Source organism: Myxococcus sp. AS-1-15, from assembly GCF_020037055.1.
GTDB classification, from domain to species: domain Bacteria; phylum Myxococcota; class Myxococcia; order Myxococcales; family Myxococcaceae; genus Myxococcus; species Myxococcus fulvus.
This window is the reverse complement of the sequence record NZ_JAIQDF010000003.1, coordinates 490441-510586: the sequence shown is the minus strand read 5'-3', so window position 1 is coordinate 510586 and position 20146 is coordinate 490441. Positions and strand designations below refer to the sequence as shown.

Genomic DNA, 20146 nt, shown 5'->3' with positions numbered 1-20146 from the left:
GGCTGGACGGGCCCGGGCCCTTGGCTTCAGCGCGCCGGGCGGGCCACGGTGTGCGGGTCGCCGGCGGGGACCCAGGGGATGGCGGGGCCCTGGTAGTCCGGGCCGAACCAGGCCTCGAGGAAGCGGATGGGGCCCACGAGGTGGGCGTTGAACTCCGCGAGCTCCTCGGCGGGGACCCACAGCTCCTGGTGGAGCCTGGCCCCCACGGTGCGGACGGGGTAGCGGGCGAGGAAGGGGGCCTCCACGTCGAAGGCGGTGACGAAGCCCACGTGGCCACTGCCCGCGTCCGGCGCGTTCCAGTCCCGGGCAATCTGCCGGGCGTAGTCCACGTTCATCACGGGGTAGAAGAAGGGCTGGTCCGGCAGCCGGGGAGGGAAGCCTCGGCCGTCGACCTCCCGGACGAGCTGCGCCTCCTTCAGCCCCACCGGGCGGTACAGCGTGAGCGTCTCCACCATGGGCGTCTCCTCGAGGAAGGGCGGGGCCATGCCGGGACAGGCATGGCGTGCCGTCGACGCGGGCTGGCGTGACGCCCTGACCGCTTCCGAGGGCTACGACTCCTGGCGGTAGTACACCCACGCCCGGTCCTTGGGAATCAGGGCCGGGGGGTCCAGGCGGATCAACTCGTGGGAGATCTCGTGGTCGTCGGGAAAGTCCGCGATGAGCTCGGTCTCCACCTCGGACATCGTCTCGCGGTCCTCGTCGCGAATCGCGCCGTCGAAGAACGCCTCGAAGTGCAGCCTGGTGTCATCGAAGCGGACGGTGACGGCGCGCAGCCGGGAGGGGATGGCTCCCAGCAGCGCCCGCTGCAGCGACAGGTGGACCAGGCTGCTTCGGTTGGGGGTGCTCATGGATTGGCGGGGACGATATGCGCGCCCTGACTCGAGTAGTGGATGATTCCGCGCGTCGTCGGCTGGCCGTTGACCTGACCGATGACCTCACCGAAGTCCACCCGCTCCCGGAAGCCCGGCTGACCGCGCGCGACGCTGCCCACGGGCTGGCCCTGGCCGGAGAAGCGGTCCAGCAGGCCCTGCGGGTTGGGGTGCGTGAAGGGGCTGCGGCCCGGGATGTAGTTCTGGTGCCCGACGATGTGCTTGCCCTGCTTGGCCTCCTCCAGCAGCACCCTCGCCGCGGCGGGCGCGGCCACACCCTCCACACCCGCGGCCGCCGCCGCTCCACCCACGCGGGGGGCGATGGCACCCGCCGTGGCGCGGGCCGCCCCGACGCCTCCCAGCAGCATCGAGGAGAGGCTCACGGCGTTCTGCGCGGCGGCCTCCGCCTGCGAGCGGGGCTGGATGGCCAGGTCGGTGCGGAAGCGGAAGTCGATGCCGGCGGCCCCCAGGCCCCGGTTGACGCCGGCGTTCACCAGGCTGGCCGAGTCCAGCACGAGGTTCGCGGCGCCCGTGGCGTAGCCCCGCGCCGTGTCCGCCGCCCAGCTGCCCACCCGCTGGGCCCAGCTCGCGCGCGGAGCCTCGGCGGGAGCGCTCGGCGCGGCGCCCGTCACCGCCTGCGCGACCTGCCGACGCTCTCCCGCCGGAGCGGGGTCGAAGCTGGAGACGCCGCGGAACTCCGCCGGAGGCTGCGCCCGAGGCGCGCTCGCCGGCCCGGCGGGCTCCGTCCGGGGCACCTCACGCGGGGCCTCCTCTCGCGAGGTGACAGGCGTGGGGGGACGACGCGTGGACAAGGGAGGGAGGGACATCGGGTCTTCTCCGGCTCGACTGGCTTTGAGGAGATTATCCCTCACACCTGACCTTGAGTTGCGTTTGGGGAAAGGCCAGTTGATTCAGGGGCTTGCCCTGATTCCTTTCAAAGACTTCCATCGTGGGATGGGAAGACCCGCCTGGGTCGATGTTGAAGCGGGAGCGCTCCGACCCACCCCGCGCCGAGGTGGCGCGGACGAGGTCGAGGGCTCCCGCCGTCGATGCTGGGCGTCCGGGCTTGCGAGAGCCCGTCGCCCGTGTGGCCTTCAGCGCGGCTCAGAAGGCCGAGCCGTCCACGCGGCGCCCCGGGGACGCGAGCGAGGAGGACAGCGAATCGTGGCGCACCCATTCGCCCGCGCCCGTGCCGTCCGGGTTGCGGTTGAAGGAGACGCCCAGCGTGGTGCTGCCGTAGGAGGCGTGGTCCTGCTCGGAGCCGTCCGGACGGACCAGGTAGGCGGAGTCGTTCGAGCGGTTGAAGCGAAGTCCGTCGCCACCGTTGGCGCCCGCGGTGTTGGGCACGCCCATGGGCACGGCCGAGGCGTCGCCATACACGGTGTAGACGGCGCCCGGCTGCAGCATCGTCCCCGCGGGGAAGACGTGGCGCGCGGGCTTGTCGCCGCGCCGGGACTCGTCGTCATGCAGCGAGTAGCCGCCCAGGTTCACCGCGGCAGTGCCGGTGTTGCGCACCTCCACGAACATCTTGTCGTAGTCCGGCGTGGTGCTCCCGCTCGGCGGCAGCGGCTGGGGCAGGTACTCGTTGATGAACAGCGTGGGCACGGGCCGGTTGAGGGTGAAGGGGGCATCGCTGATGTCCGCCAGGGTGGAGTCCGCCGCGTCGTTGATGCGCACCCGCGCGGTGGAGGAGCCCTCCGAGGGCACCGTCCACGTGAAGCTGCCCGAGGCCGCGGGCACGGAGGTGGCGATGTCGCTCCACACCACGCCGTTGTCGAGCGAGTACTGCAGCCGCACGTTCTGCACGCCGGAGGCCGTCCAGGTGATGTCGAACGTGCTGCCCGCGGCGAGCACCTCGCCCCCGTTGGGCGCGGTGACCTTCAGCGTGCGCGCCGTCACCTGCCCGAAGTTGTAGCGGCTGATGATGGGGTAGTGGTCGGACGTGGTGGTGCCATAGCGGGTGATGCTCGGGCGCAGCACCGCGGCGGACCCCGGGACGTAGGACTCCAGCATCTCGTTGCTGACCAGCTGGTGGTCGATGAACGTGTTGCGGCTCACCGTGGAGCCGATGCCCGACACGGACATCTCCTGGGTGACGAAGCGGTAGTTGTCGGCGTCGTCCACGAAGTTCCGATAGGGCGTGTCGCGGTTGTTGACGGTGGAGACGTCCACGTCATCGTTCCAGTCGCCCACCACCATCACCCGCTGCGTGGGCATGCTGCTGTCCAGGTAGCCCTTGAGCAGCTGCCCCGCCTCGAGCCGCCGCTCGTAGTCCGCCGACTCGGTGCCGTTGCTCGTGGCCTTCATGTGCAGCATCAGCACGGACAGGTCCACGTTCGTGCCGGACCGGGTGACGCGCAGGTCCACCCGCAGCGGCGGCCGGCCCGCGAAGTAGTAGTCGCTCGAACCCAGCACGATGCGCGCCTCGCGCACCTGCACCAGGCCCTTCTTGTAGAGGATGCCCAGCTTCTGCTCGTCCGCGTCGTAATAGAAGGAGCCGGACGGCACGAGCGGGTCGCTGGCCAGGAAGCCGTCGTACTCGGGAAGCTGCGCCTTGAGCTGCTCGAAGTGCGCCGCGTCGACCACCTCCGCCAGTCCCCAGACATCCACGCCCGCGCCGGCAATCACCGTCTTCACGTTGGCCAGCTGGAGCGCCTCATCCGACGGCCCCTGTCCCGTGTGGCCGAACCACTCGATGTTCCAGTTGCCCACCGACAGGGGGAAGCTCGTCGAGGGGCCGCCATCCGTCCCGCCTCCGTCCGGCGTGCCCGTGCCCGGCTTCACCTCCAGCGAGTAGCGCGCCTGCGCGGCGATGCCGCTGGCGTCCTCCACCTTCACCGTGAAGCTGGTCGTGCCCGCGAGCGTCGCGACGCCGGTCACCTCGCCGTCCTGCGACAGCGACAGGCCCTCCGGCAGCGCGCCCTCCACCACGGAGAACGTCACCGGGGGCCGCCCGCCCACGCCACCGAAGGTGTACGTGTAGCCATTGCCCGCCACGGCCGCCGTGAGCGTCGCGCCCACGAGCGCCGGCGCCGGCCACACCTTGAGGGTGTACGTCCGCGAGTCCTCGCTCTTCTCCACGTCCACCACGTCGACCTGGAGGGAGTAGTCCCCCGCGGCGCTCGCCGGGCCCGTCAGCCGCCCGTCCGTCGAGTAGAACGAGAAGCCCGGGGGCACCTCCGACTTCAGCGTGTAGCGCAGGGGCGCCGTCCCCCCCGTGGCGGTGATCCGCGTGTCGTAGGGCGCGCCCACCGTGGTGTCGGTCAGCGCGGAGATGTTGGGCAGCTTCGGGCCGCTGCCGGGGTTCGGGTCGTCCCCGCCGGAGCAGGCGCCCAGGAAGGTCAGGATGAGCAGCATCCCGACCGCGCGTTGGATGGACATGAAGGTGGTCTCCCCGAGAAGCGGTGGGGGCTCGGCCGTTCCCCCTATATGGAATCAGACACTCTAGCCGTATCCCGTGGGGGGATGCTCGCGGGACGTGTCCCCTCGGGGAACTGCAATGGCGCCGGGGGATGTCCGTGACATATTCGAGGGCCGCGAAACCCACGGGGGGCGCCGCCGCCCGGACGAGAGGACCTGCGCAATGGCCGAGAAGTGGGACAAGCACCTGATGGAGTTCCTCAAGCGCACCGGCGACGAGCTCAAGCGCACCACCGATGACCTGCGCGGCGAGGCCCAGCGCCTCCTCAAGGAAGTGAAGGACCCGGACAAGCAGGCCAAGGTGAAGGAGGGCCTGGTGCAGTTGCGCACCTGGGCCGCCAGCACCACTAAGGTCGCCGCGGAGAAGATTGAAACCGCCGTGCGCCAGGTCGAGGGCGCCGTGGAGCGCGCCTTCCGTCCCGAGGAGGGCGAGGCGGGCGCGCCGGGCACCACGAAGTCCGAGGCCGCCGACGCCGAGGCCCCCCGGGCCCCGCGCCCCAAGCCCGAACCCAAGGCCGCGAAGAAGGCCGCCCCCGGCACCAAGTCCATCGGCCGCAAGAAGGCCAGCGGGCGCCCGGCCGCCAAGAAGGCCGCTCCAACTTCCAAGAAGACCGTCGGCCGCGCGAAGAAGCCCACCGCCGGAGCGTGAAGTTCCGCCCGGCCTTGAATCAGACAGGTCCGGACTTCCGGTTCCGGTTCCGTCAGTCATTGCCGCCAGTTGGAACGGTGTGCGGCGCGTGAGATAGTGCGCGCCGTGGCCGGCTCCAGTGAAAAGGACAGCATCCAGGCGGAAATCGGGCAGGACGTCATCGACGCGGCGGTCCGCAGCGTCGAGCGTCGCATGGAGGATGAAGAGGTGACCGTCATCGAGGTGGAGGCCCCCCAGGCCGCTGCTTCCGAGGACGCGGCCGCCTCCGTCGCCCCCGAGGATTCCGTGCCTCCCCAGGACTCCCCAGCGCCCTCCGCGACCGCGGAAGAGGTCGCGCAGCTGCGTCAGGAGGTGGAGTCGCTCAAGGCGCAGGTCGAGTTCAGCCAGGCCAAGGGTCGCGAGACCATGGAGCGGCTGCGCGAGGCGCACGAGCGCGCCAAGGAGGCGCAGGACCGCATGGTCCGCGCCGCCGCGGACCTGGAGAACTACCGCAAGCGCGCGCAGAAGGAGAAGGAGGAGGTCCAGCGCTTCGGCTCGGAGAAGCTGCTCAAGGACCTGCTCCCGGTGATGGACAACCTGGACCGCGCGCTCGAGGCCGCGACCAAGTCGCCCGACATCGAGAGCTTCCAGAAGGGCGTGGCCATGACGCGCAAGTCCTTCGAGGACGCGCTCGGCCGCCACGGCGTGAAGTCCTTCAGCGCCAAGGGCCAGCCGTTCGACCCGCGCATGCACGAGGCCATCCAGCAGGTGGAGACGGCCGACACGCCCGCGGGCCACGTGGTCTACGAGGTGGTGCGCGGCTTCTTCCTCAACGAGCGCCTGGTGCGCCCGGCCATGGTCGTCGTCGCGCGCGCGCCCGAGGCCGTCGCCGCGCCCGTCGTGGACGCCGCCGCCTCATCCACCCCCGCGCCCGCCGAGGACTCACCTCCGGCGGAAGCCGAGCCGCGGGCCGAAGCACCCGAGCAGCACACGGACAGCACTTCCGGGGGGAGCCAGTAAGCATCATGGGCAAGGTGATTGGAATCGACCTGGGGACCACCAACTCCTGCGTCGCCGTCATGGAAGGCGGCGAGCCGGTGGTCATCCCCAACAGCGAGGGCAGCCGCACCACGCCTTCCATGGTGGGCTTCACGGACTCCGGTGAGCGGCTGGTGGGCCAGATTGCCAAGCGGCAGGCCATCACCAACCCGGAGAACACCGTGTTCGCCGTGAAGCGGCTCATCGGTCGGAAGTTCGACTCGCCGGAGGCCAAGAAGGCCATCGGCGTGAGCGCCTTCAAGGTGGCCGCGAGCCCCAACGGCGACGCCTGGGTGGAGATCCGCGGCAAGGGCCACAGCCCGCCGGAGGTCTCCGCCATCGTCCTGATGAAGATGAAGCAGACGGCGGAGGACTACCTCGGCGAGCCCGTCACCGAGGCGGTCATCACCGTCCCCGCGTACTTCAACGACAGCCAGCGTCAGGCCACCAAGGACGCCGGCCGCATCGCGGGCCTCAACGTCCTGCGCATCATCAACGAGCCCACCGCCGCGGCGCTCGCGTACGGCCTGGACAAGGTCAAGGACGGCGGCACCGAGCGCGTGGCCGTGTACGATTTGGGCGGCGGCACGTTCGATATCTCCATCCTGGAGCTGACCGCCGGCGTCTTCGAGGTGAAGAGCACCAACGGCGACACGTTCCTGGGCGGCGAGGACTTCGACCAGCGGCTCATCGACTACCTGGCCAAGCGCTTCGCCGAGCAGAACAACGGCCTGGACCTGCGCCGCGACCGCATGGCGCTGCAGCGCCTGAAGGAGGCCGCCGAGCGCGCCAAGCACGAGCTGTCCAGCGCGCCCGAGACGGAGGTGAACCTGCCGTTCATCACCGCGGATGCCTCCGGCCCCAAGCACCTGACGGAGACGGTGGACCGCTCCACCTTCGAGGCGCTGGTGGCGGACCTCATCGACCGCACCATCGAGCCCTGCAAGATCGCCCTCAAGGACGCGGGCCTGACCGCGCAGCACGTCAACCAGGTGCTCCTGGTGGGCGGCATGACGCGCATGCCCCGCGTGCAGCAGAAGGTGCGCGAGTTCTTCGGCAAGGAGCCGCACAAGGGCATCAACCCGGATGAGGTCGTCGCCGTGGGCGCGGCCATCCAGGGCGGCGTGCTCAAGGGCGAGGTGAAGGACGTCCTCCTGCTGGACGTGACGCCGCTGTCCCTGGGCGTCGAGACGGCCGGCGGCGTCTTCACCAAGATCATCGACAAGAACACCACCATCCCCTGCAAGAAGAGCCAGGTGTTCTCCACCGCGGTGGACAACCAGCCGCTGGTGAGCGTGCACGTGCTCCAGGGTGAGCGCGAGATGGCGGCGGACAACAAGACGTTGGCCCGCTTCGAGCTGGTGGGCATCCCGCCGGCGCCGCGTGGCGTGCCGCAGATTGAGGTGTCGTTCGACATCGACGCCAACGGCATCGTGCACGTCAGCGCCAAGGACCTGGGCACCGGCAAGGTCCAGCAGGTGCGCGTGGTGAGCAACTCCGGCCTGTCGGAGGCCGAAATCCAGGCGATGATCAACGACGCCCAGTCGCACGCCGCCGACGACAAGAAGAAGAAGGAGCTGGCGGAGCTGCGCAACAACGCGGACGGCCTCATCTACACCACCGAGAAGAGCCTGGAGGAGTACGCCAGCCTCCTGTCGGAGAAGGACCGCGAGGAGATCAAGTCGGACCTGGAGCGGCTCAAGGGCCTGCTCAACACCTCCGACCCGGTCGCCCTCAAGGAGGCCTTCCAGCGCCTGGAGGGCAGCGCCTACCGCATCGCCGACGCCATCTACACGGGCCAGGCGAGCTGAAGCACCCGCCTCGCGGGCGGGGGGATGCAATCGCCGGAACCCTTCCGGCGTAGAGTCAGTCACCCCCTGTCCGTTCCGAGGTCTCAGTCATGGATCCAGTCGAAGGCGTCGTCATGGTGCTCGTGGTGGCGATGACGTGCGGCATCCCCCTGTTGGGGTTGACGCTGCGCTTCTCGCTCAAGCCCGTGCTGGAGGCCTTCATCCGCCTGCGCGAGGCTCAGCTGGGCTCCCACCCGGAGAACGCCCTGCTGCGCGAGCGCGTGGCCTACCTGGAGCGCGTGCTGGAGGCCCACGGCCTCATCGAGGACCGCCGCGTGGTGCTCCCCACCAGCCCCTCCGAGCGCCTGCCGCCCGGCGCCACGGCCCTGAAGGACCGCGAGCGCGTCTAGCCCACGCGGTGTCGTTGACCCACGCACGCTGTTCTTGGTCCCTGGCTTCCCGGGGAATCCCTCCCAGGTTGTAATGGGGGGGTGGAATTCCCTTCCTTGGAGACAGAGGTCGCGTTCCTGCGTGGGCTGGTGGCCGTGCAGCGGATGGCGGACGACATCCTGGAGGACTGCCTCCAGCGCGGCCTGACGCTGGACGCGGGCCTGGACGTCTTCCTCACGCAGTGCGCGCGCATGGTGCATGCGCCCGCGGGCTTCGTGTCCCTGCGCGGCACCCGGGGGCCCGTGCTGACGCGGGTGCTGGGCGAATTGGGCGCGGACGTGTTCGAGGCGGCGCTCTGGCGCGGCCCCAAGCGGCTGCCCAACGGGCGGATGCTCTTCTGCACCCGGCTGAAGCTGGGCACGCTGGAGCTGGGCGGGATGGGGCTCGCGGTGGAGGGCGCCTTCCCGGACGGCGGCGGGCTGGTGATGAAGCTGGTGGAGGCCATCGGCGAGCAGCTCGACACGTCGGTGCTGGCCTTCCTGGCGCTGACGGACGGGCAGGGCCCGCTGGAGCGGCTGGACGACCTGGCCATGGACGACACGCCGGTGCCGCGCGGGCGCATCGGCAAGTACGAGGTCCTCACGCCCCTGGGCACCGGCGGCATGGCCCAGGTGCTGGTGGCGCGGGCCCGGGGCCCGGAGGGGCTGGGCCGGCTGGTGGCCCTCAAGCGCATCCTCCCGCACCTGACGGCGGACCCGGCCATCGTCCAGCAGTTCCTGGACGAGGCGCGCATCGGCCTGCGGCTGGCGCACCCCAACCTGGTGCACGTGTACGACTTTGGCGAGGCGCAGGGGGCGTACTTCATCGCCATGGAGCTGGTGCGGGGCGTGGACCTGGACCGGCTCCTGCGCGCGCGCCGGGGGCCCCTGATGCCCGAGCAGGCGGTGGCGGTGGTGGTGCAGGCGCTGCACGGCCTGCAGGCGGCGCACTCGCTCAAGGGCGAGGACGGCAAGCCGCTGCACCTGGTGCACCGCGACCTGTCCCCGCACAACCTGATGGTGGGCTTCGACGGGCGGGTGAAGATTCTCGACTTCGGGGTGGCCAAGGCGCGCGCCCAGCGGACCATGACGCTGCCGGGCATCGTGAAGGGCAAGCCCCTGTACATGTCCCCGGAGCAGGCGCGGGGGCAGCGGCTGGACGCGCGCAGTGATTTGTTCGCGATGGGGCTCATCCTCTACGAGGCGCTCACCGGCAAGCGGGCGTTCGACCGGGGCGACGAGCTGCGCTCCATGCAGGCCATCTGCGACGAGCGGCTGACGCGCCCGGACTCCATCTCCCAGCCGCTGTGGGACGTGCTGGAGATGGCCCTGGCCAAGTCGCCCACGGCGCGCTTCTCCGACGCCCTGGAGATGGCGGAGCGGCTGCAGGACGCCCTCACGCCGGTGAAGGACGCGGAGCTGGCGCGGCTGATGGCCCGGCACTTCCCTGACCGGCTGCGCGAGCTGCAGCAGCTGGACCGCACCGAGGCGCAGGGCCGCCTGGGCGTGTCCCCGCCCGCGGTGGAGCAGGACATCGAGGACGTGGACACCGAGCCGCGCCCGCGTCCCTCGCCCCAGCCCCAGAAGAAGGCCGCGCGCTGACCCCGGCACCGCCCCCGTGCTGTCGGGGAGCGGTGGCCGGGTGCCATGCCTTCACTTCACGCGACCGATGCCTCAGGAGCGGCGCAGCGACGGGTCGTCGGACGTCGCGTTGAGGGTGCGCGGCGCGTCGACCTCGCCCTCGGTGCGGATGTCCACGTTCTCGTGGCGCACCCGCTCGGTGAAGCGGCGCTCCTCCTCGACGACGTCCTTGTGGATGACGACCTCCTCGTCGAGCACCTGGCGCTTGATGACCTCCGCCTCCTCGGCGTGCAGGGGGACGACGATGGTCTCGTCCTTGAACGCGCCCGTCACCGGCGTGTCCGACGTCACCGCCCGCCGCTCCACGCGGACCCGCTCGTGGCGCAGGGGGACCTTCACCACCTCCTCCTCCTCCACGATCTCCTTGTGCACGCGCAGCTCTCCGGCCTGCATGTCGTGCTTCTCCACGCTCAGCCGCTCCCGGTGGACGGGGATGGAGATGTCACGGTTGTCGTTCCACTCCGTCTTGGCGCGCCGCAGCTCCGTGTCTGCCTTCATGTTGGCCTGGTAGCCGACGTCCTCCTTCAAGCCCGTGGTGGGCAGCGGCGTCACCGAGGCCCGGCCCGCGTTCAGGTCCGTCTCCCGCACGCGCGTCTCCGTCACCGTGCGCTCGGACGCCAGCCCCATGGCGCCGGCGGTGCCCAGGTCCGCGCCGCTCCGGGTGCGCTCCGCCTCGGAGACCTGCTGCAGGGCCTCCTTGCCGCGGTTGAGGATGACCTCCCCGTTGCGAATCTCGCTCACCTCGGTGAAGGAGACCCGGTAGTCCTTGGGGAAGAACAGGCCTCTCTCGATGTGGAACGCGTCGTCGCCGATGGCGAAGACCTTGCCGAGCTTCTCGTCGTCGATGCTGCGGACAACCATCCCTTCGCGTACGTCCTTCTTGTTCTTGAGCATGGCTGGCTCCTCCTGAATGCCTCCTGCTGCATCACCGGGAAGGTGGGAGCGGGTCCGCGGATGAACAGTGTCTCGCCAACATGCGTGCTCAGGGCTCGCCCCCGTGGTCGCCGTCGCGCCCCATGCCCGCCCGCCCGCGCGAACTCCGGCCCTGTCCACTTTCCGGGCACCCCCGGCGAAGCGGGTGGGATGACGCGGGAGCCTGGGATTCGAGCGCTCCGCCCTCGACGGGGGCTCGCGTGACGCGCCGCACGGAGGGTACGTGGGGGGAGGGCCTGTCTGGCAGCGCGCTTGACCCATGGAGAGGGCTCCCCTAGAAAACCGGGGCTTTGACTCGCAGCACCCCCTGTTGAGGAGGATTGCTCCGCATGCGACGCCTTGCCCCGATGCTGCTCGCCGCGCTCGCCGTCTTGGCGGCCGCCTGCGAGAAGAAGACGCAGCCCACCCCTTCTGGTGAGGCCGGCACGCAGGCCGCGCAGGGACAGGCCCCAAGCCCCGGCGGTGGCACGCCCGCGGGCGCGGACACCATCCTGCTGGGCCAGGTGGGCGCGCTCACCGGCGGCCAGGCGACGTTCGGCATCTCCACGCGCAACGGCATCGAGCTGGCGCTCAAGGAGGCCAACGCCGCCGGCGGCGTGAACGGCAAGAAGCTGGCGATCCGCGTCTACGACAACCAGAGCAAGCCGGAGGAGGCCGCGCAGGCCACCACCCGTCTCATCACCCAGGACAAGGTGGTGCTCATCCTGGGCGACGTGGCCTCGTCCAACTCGCTGGCCATGGCGGAGAAGGCGCAGGCGGCGGGCGTGCCCATGATTACCCCTTCGTCCACCAACACCACGGTGACGGAGAAGGGCGACTACATCTTCCGCGTGTGCTTCATCGACCCGTTCCAGGGCTTCGTGATGGCGAAGTTCGCCCGCGAGGACCTGAAGCTCGGCAAGGTGGCGGTGCTGCAGGACAACAAGAGCGCCTACTCCATCGACCTGTCGGGCGTGTTCACGCGCAAGTTCACGGAGATGGGCGGGAAGATCGCCACCACGGAGAGCTACAGCCAGGGCGACACCGACTACCGCGCGCAGCTGACGGCCATCAAGAAGACGCAGCCGGATGGCATCTACGTGCCGGGCTACTACAGCGAGGTGGGCGTCGTCGCCCGCCAGGCGCGCGAGGTGGGCCTCAAGGTGCCGCTGATGGGCGGCGACGGCTGGGACTCCGAGAAGCTCTTCGAGCTGGGTGGCAGCGCCATCACCGGCAGCTACTTCTCCAACCACTACTCGCCGGACAACCCGGACCCCCGCGTGCAGAAGTTCATCGCGGACTACAAGGCGGCCTACGGCGGCGTCCCGGACGCGCTCGCGGCGCTGGGCTACGACGCGGCCCGCGTGGCGATTGAAGCGCTCAAGCGCGCCAAGGATTTGAGCGGCCCGTCCGTGCGCGACGCGATTGCCCAGACCAAGGACTTCCCGGGCGTGGCGGGCACCGTCACCCTGGATGAGAAGCGCAACGCCGTGAAGTCCGCCGTCGTCCTCAAGGTCGGGGATGGCAAGACGCAGTACGTGACGACCATCAATCCCTAAATGGCGCAGCTCCTCCAGCACCTCATCAACGGCCTGGCCGCCGGCACCATCTACGCGCTCGTCGCGCTCGGCTACACGATGGTGTACGGCGTCCTCAAGCTCATCAACTTCGCCCACGGCGACGTCATGATGGTCGGCGTCTACATGGGCTACGCCACCGCGTTTGCGATTGGACGCGAGGCGCGCGGCTCGTTCCTGGGCATCGCCGCCGTCTTCGCGGTGGCCATGCTGGGCTGCGCGCTCATGGGCTTCCTCATCGAGCGCTTCGCCTACCGGCCCCTGCGCGAGAAGCCCCGGCTGACGGCGCTCATCACCGCCATCGGCATCTCCTTCGCCCTGTCCTACGGCTTCCAGCTGGACATCGGCTTCCTGCCGGGCGCCAGCCCGCGCGCGTTCCCCGAAATCATCGAGCCCACCGAGTGGCTCATCATCGGAGACCGCGACGTCGTGGTGTGGAACTGGCAGGTCATCAGCTTCCTCATCGCAGTGGGGTTGATGGTGGGCCTGCAGTACCTGGTGTTCGGCACGCGCTTCGGCCGGGCCATGCGCGCGGTGTCCTGGGACCACCGGGTGGCGGCGCTGATGGGCATTCCCACCGACCGGGTCATCGCGCTGACGTTCATGCTCAGCAGCGGCCTGGCCGCGGGCGCGGGCCTGCTCTACGCCATCAAGGACACGTCGGTGAGCCCGCTGATGGGCCTGTACGTGGGCCTCAAGGCCTTCGTCGCGGCGGTGATTGGCGGCATCGGCCACGTGCCGGGCGCGGTGGTGGGCGCGCTGGTGCTGGGGCTGGTGGAGGAGTTCGTCGTCGGCTACGCGGCCAGCACCTGGCGCGACGCGGTGGCCTTCGGCTTCCTCATCCTGGTGCTGCTCGTGAAGCCCGGTGGCCTGTTCGGCCGGGTCGCCGCGGAGAAGGTCTGATGGAGACCCCCGCGCTTCCCATCCCCGAGGCCCGCACGCTCGTGCCGCCCTCGCTGCGTGGCGTGCTGCCGGTCCTCGTCGCCATCCCCACGCTGGTGCTGTTCCAGTGGGCGCTGAGCGGCTCCGACTTCGCCACGTATCTGTTGTCCGTCGTCGGCGTGAACATCATCCTCGCGGTGAGCCTCAACATCGTGAACGGGATGACGGGGCAGTTCTCCATCGGCCACGCGGGCTTCATGGCCGTGGGCGCGTACATCGCCGGGTACTGCTCGCTGCAGCTCAAGGAGGTGGCGCTGTCCTTCCTCCCCGTGGCGGCCAGCGACCAGGTGCTCTTCACCGTGGCGCTGCTCGCGGGCGGCGTCGCGGCGGCGGCGTGCGGCTTCCTGGTGGGCCTGCCGTCCCTGCGCCTGCGCGGTGACTACCTGGCCATCGTCACGCTGGGCTTCGGCGAAATCATCCGCGTCGTGGTGCAGAACACGGACGCGTTCGGCCGCGCGCTGGGCCTGTCGGGCATCCCCCAGTACTCGAGCCCCGGCATGGTGTTCTTCTGGGTGTTCCTGGTGGTGCTGGCCGCGCGCCGCATCGCCGGCTCCAGCCACGGCCGCAGCCTGTGGGCCATCCGCGAGGACGAGGTGGCCGCCGAGGCCATGGGCGTGGACACCACCGGCTACAAGGTGCGCGCGTTCGTCTTCTCGTCGTTCTTCGCGGGCATCGCCGGCGGCCTGTTCGCCCACTTTGTGCCCATCATCAACCCCGGCTCCTTCACCTTCGTGCGCTCGATGGAAATCGTCGTCATGGTGGTGCTGGGCGGCCTGGGCTCCACCACGGGTGCCTTCGTCGCGGCCATCTTCCTGACGCTGCTGCCCGAAGGCATGCGCTCCCTGTTCGGCGCGCTGGGCACCGAGGGCAGCCTGGCGCAGCGGGTGGACCAGATTCGCATGCCCATCTACGGCCTGTTGCTCGTCGTCTTGATGCTCGCCAGGCCGCAGGGCCTGTTCGGCACGAAGGAGATCTGGGACGTGCTGCCACGGTGGCTGCCCCGCAAGCGCCGGGGGCTGGCGTGAGCGCGAACGTGACGGCCCTCTCCTCCACGTCCCCCGAGCCCGTGCTGGTGGCGGACGGCGTGAGCATCCAGTTCGGCGGCCTCAAGGCGCTCACCGACTTCCACCTGTCCATCCGGCAGGGGGACCTGCTGGGCCTCATCGGCCCCAACGGCGCGGGCAAGTCCACCGCGTTCAACGTGCTGACGGGCGTCTACCAGCCCACCCAGGGCGTGGTGCGCGTGGGCGGCACGCAGGTCAACGGGCGCAAGCCGCATCAAATCAACCTGCTGGGCGTGGCGCGCACCTTCCAGAACATCCGCCTGTTCCGCGCGCTCTCCGCGCTGGACAACGTGAAGGTGGCCTGCCGCGCTCAGACGGCGCTGCACCAGTCCAGCCTCAGCGTGGGCTCCAAGCTGCGCAACGCGGCCCACAACTACGCGGACTGGTGGCGCTCGCTCCTGCTCACCCCGGGCTTCCAGCGCGAGGAGCGGCGGCTGACCGAGCAGGCCGAGCACCTGCTGGAGGTCATGGGCCTGTCGCACCGCCGCGACGAGGAGGCGCGAAACCTCCCCTACGGTGAGCAGCGCCGGCTGGAGATCGCCCGCGCCCTGGGCAGCCAGCCCCGGGTGCTGCTGCTCGACGAGCCCGCCGCCGGCATGAACACGCGCGAGAAGGCGGACCTGATGGTGCTCATCCGCAAGCTGCGCGACGACTTCAAGCTGGGTGTGCTGGTCATCGAGCACGACATGAAGCTGGTGATGGGCATCTGCGAGCGCATCACCGTGCTGGACCACGGCGAGACCATCGCGCGCGGGGCGCCCGCCGAGGTGCGCAGCGACCGCAAGGTCATCGAGGCGTACCTGGGCGACAGCTACCTGGAGAGTCACGGAGGCGCGGCGTGAGCGAGGCGCAGGTGAAGACGCTGGGTGAGCGCCAGGCCTTCGCGCCGCTCCTGACGGTGGAGGGCATCAAGGTCCACTACGGCGCCATCCAGGCCCTGAAGGGCGTGTCGCTGACGGTGGGCAAGGGTGAAGTCGTCGCCCTCATCGGCGCCAACGGCGCGGGCAAGACGAGCACCCTGCGCGCGGTGAGCGGCATGCTCAAGGCCAGCGCCGGGAAGATTCGCTTCGGCGGCCAGGACACCACCAGCCTCAAGGCGCACCAGCTGGTGCCCCGGGGCATGGCGCACGCGCCGGAGGGACGGGGCATCTTCCCCAACATGTCCGTGCTGGAGAACCTGGAGCTGGGCGCCTACCTGCGCCGCGACACCGCGGAGGTGAAGGCGGACATGGAGAAGAGCTTCACGCTCTTCCCCGTGCTCAAGGAGCGGCGCACCCAGATGGCGGGCACGCTGTCAGGCGGCGAGCAGCAGATGCTGGCCATCGCCCGCGCGCTGCTCAGCCGGCCCCAGCTGCTCTTGTTGGACGAGCCCTCGCTGGGCCTCGCCCCGCAGGTGACGGAGACCATCTTCCGCACCCTGCGCGAGGTGAACCAGACGGGTGTCAGCGTGCTGCTGGTGGAGCAGAACGCCCACCTGGCGCTCAACTGCGCCCACTACGGCTACGTGTTGGAGACGGGCGAGGTGGCGATGGCGGGCCCCGGCAAGGCGCTCCTGGAGAGCGCGGAGGTGCGCCGGGCCTACCTGGGTGAATAGCTTCCGGAGGCCGATTTTCAGCCTCCGAAGCGCCCGCTTCCGTCCGGCCGCGGACGCTTCTGGGGTGTGCGTGACACCTGGAAACTGGCGGCCGTCCCAATCTCGGGTAGTCAGAAGTCGAGCAGTTCTATTAGCGTCGTCCGACGCACCGCGTTCATCTCCCACACCAAATTTCAGGAAGCGCGCCCATGCCTTCGTTGTCTCGCCTCCTTGCCGCCCTTGCCACCCTGTCGCTGATTTCACTCGCGTGCGTCAGCGCCCAGAAGACCGACCCCAACCAGCAGGCGACCTCCACCGTCGAGGAGCTGCCGAACGAGGGCGGTGAGTCGGGGGGCCAGCCGGCCGCCGCCGCGGGCCCGCAGCTGACCGAGGTGACGGCCGAAGAGGGCTTCACCGTGAAGATGCCGGGCCAGCCCCAGGTCCAGCGCCAGAAGGTGAACATCCCCGCGGGCGAGGTCTCCACGGCGGCGTACTCGCTGCAGACCGCCGAGGGCGTCATCTACTCCATCAGCACCGCGGACTACCCGGAGAAGGTCGTCGCGAGCCGTCCTCCCGAGGCGTTCCTCAACGAGGGCCGCGACGGCCTCACCAACCAGCTCAAGGGCACCGTCAGCAACGAGCAGGAGCTCACGCTGGATGGCTACCCCGGCAAGTCCTACACGGTGTCCTCGCCCAACGGCGAGGTGCGCGCGCGCAACTACCTGGTGGGCCCGCGCCTCTACACCATGCTGGTCCTCTACAACCCGAGCATCGGCGCGCCGGGCGCGGAGGACTTCCTGGGCTCGCTGGGGCTGGTGAATCCTCCTCCGGCCATTCCGCGCGCGGGCGCGGCGGGCGCGGATGGTGGCGTGGGTGACGGTGGCACGGACCCGGACGCAGGCGCTGTCGAGGCCACCGCTCCGGACGCCGGTGCCCCGGATGCGGGCGCTCCCGCCCCCGCGAAGCGTCGTCGCGCCAAGTAGTCGGAGGGCTCGCCCCGGGCCGCGCTCCCTTCGCTGGGGAGCGTGCAGCCGGCGACACGGGCCCCGTTGCTGTTCAACGGATGGGGGCCCGCACGCTGCGGGGTGACTTCCCTCGGTAGGTGCTCGCCCACATTCTCTCCTCGGATGTCCGGGGAGGGGATTCATGACAGGGCTTGCAGGGGCCTTGCTCGCCGCGGTGCTCGCGGCGGGTGGGACGGCGTTGGTACCGGTGAGCGGGGGCAATGCCCTCACGCTCCCGGCGCAGCGCCACATCGTTCGAGTCGAGACAGGCAGTGGTCGTCCCGCGAGCCTGCTGGTGGCCATCCAGCACGGCAACGTGGAGTCCAAGGGGCTGGTGCTCTACCGCTCCGAGGACGCGCTGCGCACGGTGCGGCGGGTGGGCGACATCCAGTCGGATGCCACGCACGCGGACCGGGCGGAGCTGCTCGCGGTGGGGCGGGACGTGGCGCTCGTGTATTCCTACGAGGGGCCACAGCTGGAGCCCTCCAGCCGGCATGACGTCTGGTTCCAGTGGTGGCGCTACCAGTCCGGCGCGGACACGTGGACGCCGGAGCCGGCGGTGCGGGTGATGAACGCGGACGCGAGCACGGGCTACTCGCGGGCGCTGCTCGCGCGGGACTCGAAGGGGCGGCTGTGGGTGCAGGCCTTCCGGCTGGAGTCGGACGGCGGCTCCACGGCGGTGGTGGCGGTGTCCACGGACGGGGGGCAGAGCTTCGGTGGGCACCAGGCGCTGGACAAGGTGAGAAGGCGCGGCGGAGGACGGCTGCTGAGCGTGGGGACGCGGCTGGTCTTCGTCTACGCCATGCATGACGGCTTCGTGCCCACGCGGATGCGCGTGCGTGACGACGAGGACCCGACGGGCACCTGGGCGCCCGTGCGCGAGGCGTTCTCCGACGGCATCTACCATGGCGCGGCGCTGAGCGCGGTGGCGGACGGCCGGGGCGGCATGCACCTGGTCTACAAGGACGAGCAGGAGCGGCTGTACCACCGGCGCTTCGACGGGACGTCCTTCGGTCCGCGCACGCTGGTGGAGGGCACGTCGGACTGGGCGATTCAGGCCGCCGTCACCCGCGTGGGGGACTCGCTCTACATCTTCTACAACCGCATGCGCGTGCTCAACGCGCACTACGAGCTGCGCGCGAGGGTGCTCTCGCCGGAGGGCACGCTGGGCAGCGCGGTGACGTTGGATGGGGACGCGACGTTCAAGGGCTACCCCAACGCGGTGGACGTGCTGCCCGCGGACAGCGCGGAGATACCGTGTCTGTATGGCGAGGCGCCGGACGCGAGCTCGCGGGGCACGGTGTCGCGGGTGGCGTGGGTGCGGGACGAGGAGCCGCAGGGGGAGGGGCCGTTCTCGCTCGACGTGGTGCGCTCCTCCTCCAGTCACGAGCTGCTCGCGGTGGATGGGGCCGGCACGCTGTACGGGCTCGCGGTGGGGGGCGAGCGCTCGCGGCTGATGGCGAGCACGGATGGGGGCGTGAGCTTCTCCGCGCGGAGCCAGGACAGCGGCAACCTGTGGACGATGGCGGCGATGTCGAACGGGACGCTGCTGGCGGTGGTGAGTCACAGCGGCGCGTACTTCCTGAAGCGCTCGACGGACGGCGGGCGCACGTGGCGGGACGAGGTGAGCCTGGGCAGCTACCGGGCGATGGGGCCGCGCAGCTTCGCGCAGCTCGGGAACACCTGGTTCTTCCTCGAGTACCAGACGTTCACCTCGTCCGCGGTGCCGGTGCGGCTGTGGGCGAGCACGGACAGCGGGGCGAGTTGGAGCGTGCGCTCCACGCTGACGGCGCACCGGCATGGTCATGCGCTGGTGGCGGACCCGGCGACGGGCGCGCTGTGGGCGATGATGGGCAGCAACAAGACGCAGGCGGCGGTGCTGCGCTCGACGGATGGCGGGCGGACGTGGACGTCGATGCTGCAGGGCTACGCGGCCAACGGCGTGGCGGGCGGGGTGCTGGCGGACGGCACGCTGCTGCTCGGCCAGTCGACGCTCTTCGAGCCCGAGCATCCGAAGCTGCTGCGGGTGTCGCGCACGGGGCAGGTGAGCACGGTGTTCGAGCTGCCGGGGCCGGCGTACTCGCTGGCGGCGGCGCCCGGCGGTGGCTGGGTGCTGGGCACGGCGTGGTCCAGCGCCGGGGACGTGCACGCTGCGGGGGATGTCTTCGTGCGGCTGTTCACCAGCGGCGATGGGGCGACGTGGAGCGAGGCGCGGCGGTATGAGCGGCTGGGTGGCGCGGACCTGGCGCGCGCCGACGTGTGGGGCGTGCTGCCCTCCGGGGACCTGGTGGTGCGGATGGAGAACGTGAGCGGCTTCGGGAGCGCGGGGACGGGCTTCCAGGTGCTGCGCATCCGACGCTGAGCGTGAGGCGTGAGGTGGGGCCGAGTGCTCCACCTCACGGTGCACATCGGTGTGCGAGCACGGGCCCACGTCGTGGGTTACATCCTCCGGTGCGCGGCGTGGACGCGTTACCGGGAGGACAGGATGTGGGACCCGACGCAGTACACGCGCTTCCGTGACGAGCGGAAGCGCCCGTTCTTCGAGCTGCTGTCTCGCGTGGACGCGCAGTCTCCCTCGCACGTGGCGGACCTGGGCTGCGGGACGGGGGACCTCACGCGCGTGCTGTCCGAGCGCTGGCCCCGGGCCCGGGTGGTGGGCGTGGACTCCTCGGTGGAGATGGTCGAGGAGGCGCGCCGCCGCCCGGCCTCGGCCACCGTGCGCTTCGAGGTGGGGGATCTGGCGGACTGGAGTCCGGAGCAGCCGCTGGACGTGCTCGTGTCGAACGCGGCGCTGCACTGGCTGCCGGACCACGCGACGCTGATGGGGCGCTTGGTGGCGAAGCTGGCCCCGAGCGCCGTGCTGGCCTTCCAGGTCCCCGCCAACTTCGAGGCGCCGTCGCATCGGCTCGTCGACGAGGTGCGCGGCCTGCCGCGCTTCGCCTCGAAGCTCGCGCCCGTGCGGCGCAGGCCCGTGGAGACGCTGGAGCGCTATGAGTCCCTGCTCTCCGACCTGGGCCTGTCCGTGGACGCGTGGGAGACCACGTACCTGCATCTGCTGCCGGGCGAGGACGCGGTGCTCCAGTGGCTGCTGGGCACGACGCTGCGCCCCGTGCTGGCGGCGCTGGGGGGCGAGGAGGGCCAGGCCTTCGTGGAGGAGCTGCGGCCCCGGCTGCGTCAGGCGTACCCCGCGCATGCGCGGGGCACTCCGTTCCTTTTCACCCGCCGCTTCGTGGTGGCGCGACGGGGCGGGTGACTCGAGC

18 protein-coding genes are annotated in these 20146 nt (G+C 70.5%); 13 read left to right on the top strand and 5 right to left on the bottom strand.

Annotation, left to right across the window (positions count from 1 at the left end; all coding sequences use genetic code 11):
* Positions 1-26: 26 nt before the first annotated feature.
* The 4 genes from K8625_RS11560 to K8625_RS11545 all read right to left on the bottom strand — a co-directional run bounded on the left by K8625_RS11560 (position 27) and on the right by K8625_RS11545 (position 4250).
* On the bottom strand, positions 27-455 hold the full coding sequence (locus K8625_RS11560; protein ID WP_223750711.1) for an ADP-ribosylation/crystallin J1: 429 nt from the start codon (positions 453-455) through the stop codon (positions 27-29).
* Between the two features lie 93 nt (positions 456-548).
* Entirely contained in the window at positions 549-848 is a 300-nt protein-coding gene (locus tag K8625_RS11555; RefSeq protein WP_223750712.1) for a hypothetical protein, read from the bottom strand.
* Positions 845-1696: a polymorphic toxin type 50 domain-containing protein gene (locus tag K8625_RS11550; RefSeq protein ID WP_223782743.1), complete on the bottom strand. Its 852-nt coding sequence runs from the start codon at positions 1694-1696 to the stop codon at positions 845-847. Before K8625_RS11550 ends, K8625_RS11555 begins: the two co-directional genes overlap by 4 nt.
* A 277-nt stretch (positions 1697-1973) precedes the next feature.
* Complete coding sequence (locus K8625_RS11545) at positions 1974-4250, bottom strand: lamin tail domain-containing protein (protein WP_223782742.1); 2277 nt, start codon at positions 4248-4250, stop codon at positions 1974-1976.
* 202 nt (positions 4251-4452) lie between these two features.
* Between K8625_RS11545 and K8625_RS11540 the strand changes: the two genes are divergently transcribed.
* The 5 genes from K8625_RS11540 (at position 4453) to K8625_RS11520 (ending at position 9775) form a co-directional block, all read left to right on the top strand.
* Entirely contained in the window at positions 4453-4938 is a 486-nt protein-coding gene (locus K8625_RS11540; protein ID WP_223750715.1) for a transcriptional regulator, read from the top strand.
* Positions 4939-5034: 96 nt separating this feature from the next.
* The gene (gene grpE, locus K8625_RS11535; RefSeq protein WP_223750716.1) at positions 5035-5937 is read left to right on the top strand and encodes a nucleotide exchange factor GrpE; all 903 of its coding nucleotides are present in this window, start codon (positions 5035-5037) and stop codon (positions 5935-5937) included.
* 5 nt (positions 5938-5942) lie between these two features.
* Complete coding sequence (gene dnaK / locus K8625_RS11530; protein ID WP_141326698.1) at positions 5943-7766, top strand: molecular chaperone DnaK; 1824 nt, start codon at positions 5943-5945, stop codon at positions 7764-7766.
* A gap of 89 nt (positions 7767-7855) precedes the next feature.
* Positions 7856-8155, top strand: coding sequence for a hypothetical protein (locus tag K8625_RS11525; protein ID WP_223750717.1), 300 nt, complete (start codon positions 7856-7858; stop codon positions 8153-8155).
* A 144-nt stretch (positions 8156-8299) separates the two neighbouring features.
* Complete coding sequence (locus tag K8625_RS11520; protein WP_223782902.1) at positions 8300-9775, top strand: serine/threonine-protein kinase; 1476 nt, start codon at positions 8300-8302, stop codon at positions 9773-9775.
* A 72-nt stretch (positions 9776-9847) separates the two neighbouring features.
* On the opposite strand, the gene K8625_RS11515 is transcribed toward K8625_RS11520, so the two are convergent.
* Complete coding sequence (locus tag K8625_RS11515; protein WP_223782741.1) at positions 9848-10708, bottom strand: YsnF/AvaK domain-containing protein; 861 nt, start codon at positions 10706-10708, stop codon at positions 9848-9850.
* A gap of 368 nt (positions 10709-11076) precedes the next feature.
* On the opposite strand from K8625_RS11515, the gene K8625_RS11510 reads away from it, so the two are divergent.
* From K8625_RS11510 to K8625_RS11475, 8 genes are all read left to right on the top strand, one after another.
* Positions 11077-12285 carry an ABC transporter substrate-binding protein gene (locus K8625_RS11510; RefSeq protein ID WP_223750719.1) on the top strand — a complete coding sequence of 403 codons (1209 nt, stop codon included), beginning with the start codon at positions 11077-11079 and terminating at the stop codon, positions 12283-12285.
* Positions 12286-13206 carry a branched-chain amino acid ABC transporter permease gene (locus K8625_RS11505; protein WP_046716478.1) on the top strand — a complete coding sequence of 307 codons (921 nt, stop codon included), beginning with the start codon at positions 12286-12288 and terminating at the stop codon, positions 13204-13206.
* Positions 13206-14270 carry a branched-chain amino acid ABC transporter permease gene (locus K8625_RS11500; protein WP_223750720.1) on the top strand — a complete coding sequence of 355 codons (1065 nt, stop codon included), beginning with the start codon at positions 13206-13208 and terminating at the stop codon, positions 14268-14270. Before K8625_RS11505 ends, K8625_RS11500 begins: the two co-directional genes overlap by 1 nt.
* Positions 14267-15151 (top strand): ABC transporter ATP-binding protein, encoded by an 885-nt coding sequence (locus K8625_RS11495; RefSeq protein ID WP_267699254.1) that lies wholly within the window; start codon positions 14267-14269, stop codon positions 15149-15151. Before K8625_RS11500 ends, K8625_RS11495 begins: the two co-directional genes overlap by 4 nt.
* Positions 15148-15903: an ABC transporter ATP-binding protein gene (locus K8625_RS11490; RefSeq protein ID WP_223750721.1), complete on the top strand. Its 756-nt coding sequence runs from the start codon at positions 15148-15150 to the stop codon at positions 15901-15903. Before K8625_RS11495 ends, K8625_RS11490 begins: the two co-directional genes overlap by 4 nt.
* 188 nt (positions 15904-16091) lie before the next feature.
* A complete protein-coding gene (locus tag K8625_RS11485) occupies positions 16092-16865 on the top strand; it encodes a hypothetical protein (protein WP_223782740.1) in 774 nt (257 codons plus the stop codon).
* 163 nt (positions 16866-17028) lie between these two features.
* A complete protein-coding gene (locus K8625_RS11480; RefSeq protein WP_223782739.1) occupies positions 17029-19248 on the top strand; it encodes a sialidase family protein in 2220 nt (739 codons plus the stop codon).
* Between the two features lie 123 nt (positions 19249-19371).
* The gene (locus K8625_RS11475; RefSeq protein WP_223782738.1) at positions 19372-20139 is read left to right on the top strand and encodes a methyltransferase domain-containing protein; all 768 of its coding nucleotides are present in this window, start codon (positions 19372-19374) and stop codon (positions 20137-20139) included.
* Positions 20140-20146: the final 7 nt, after the last annotated feature.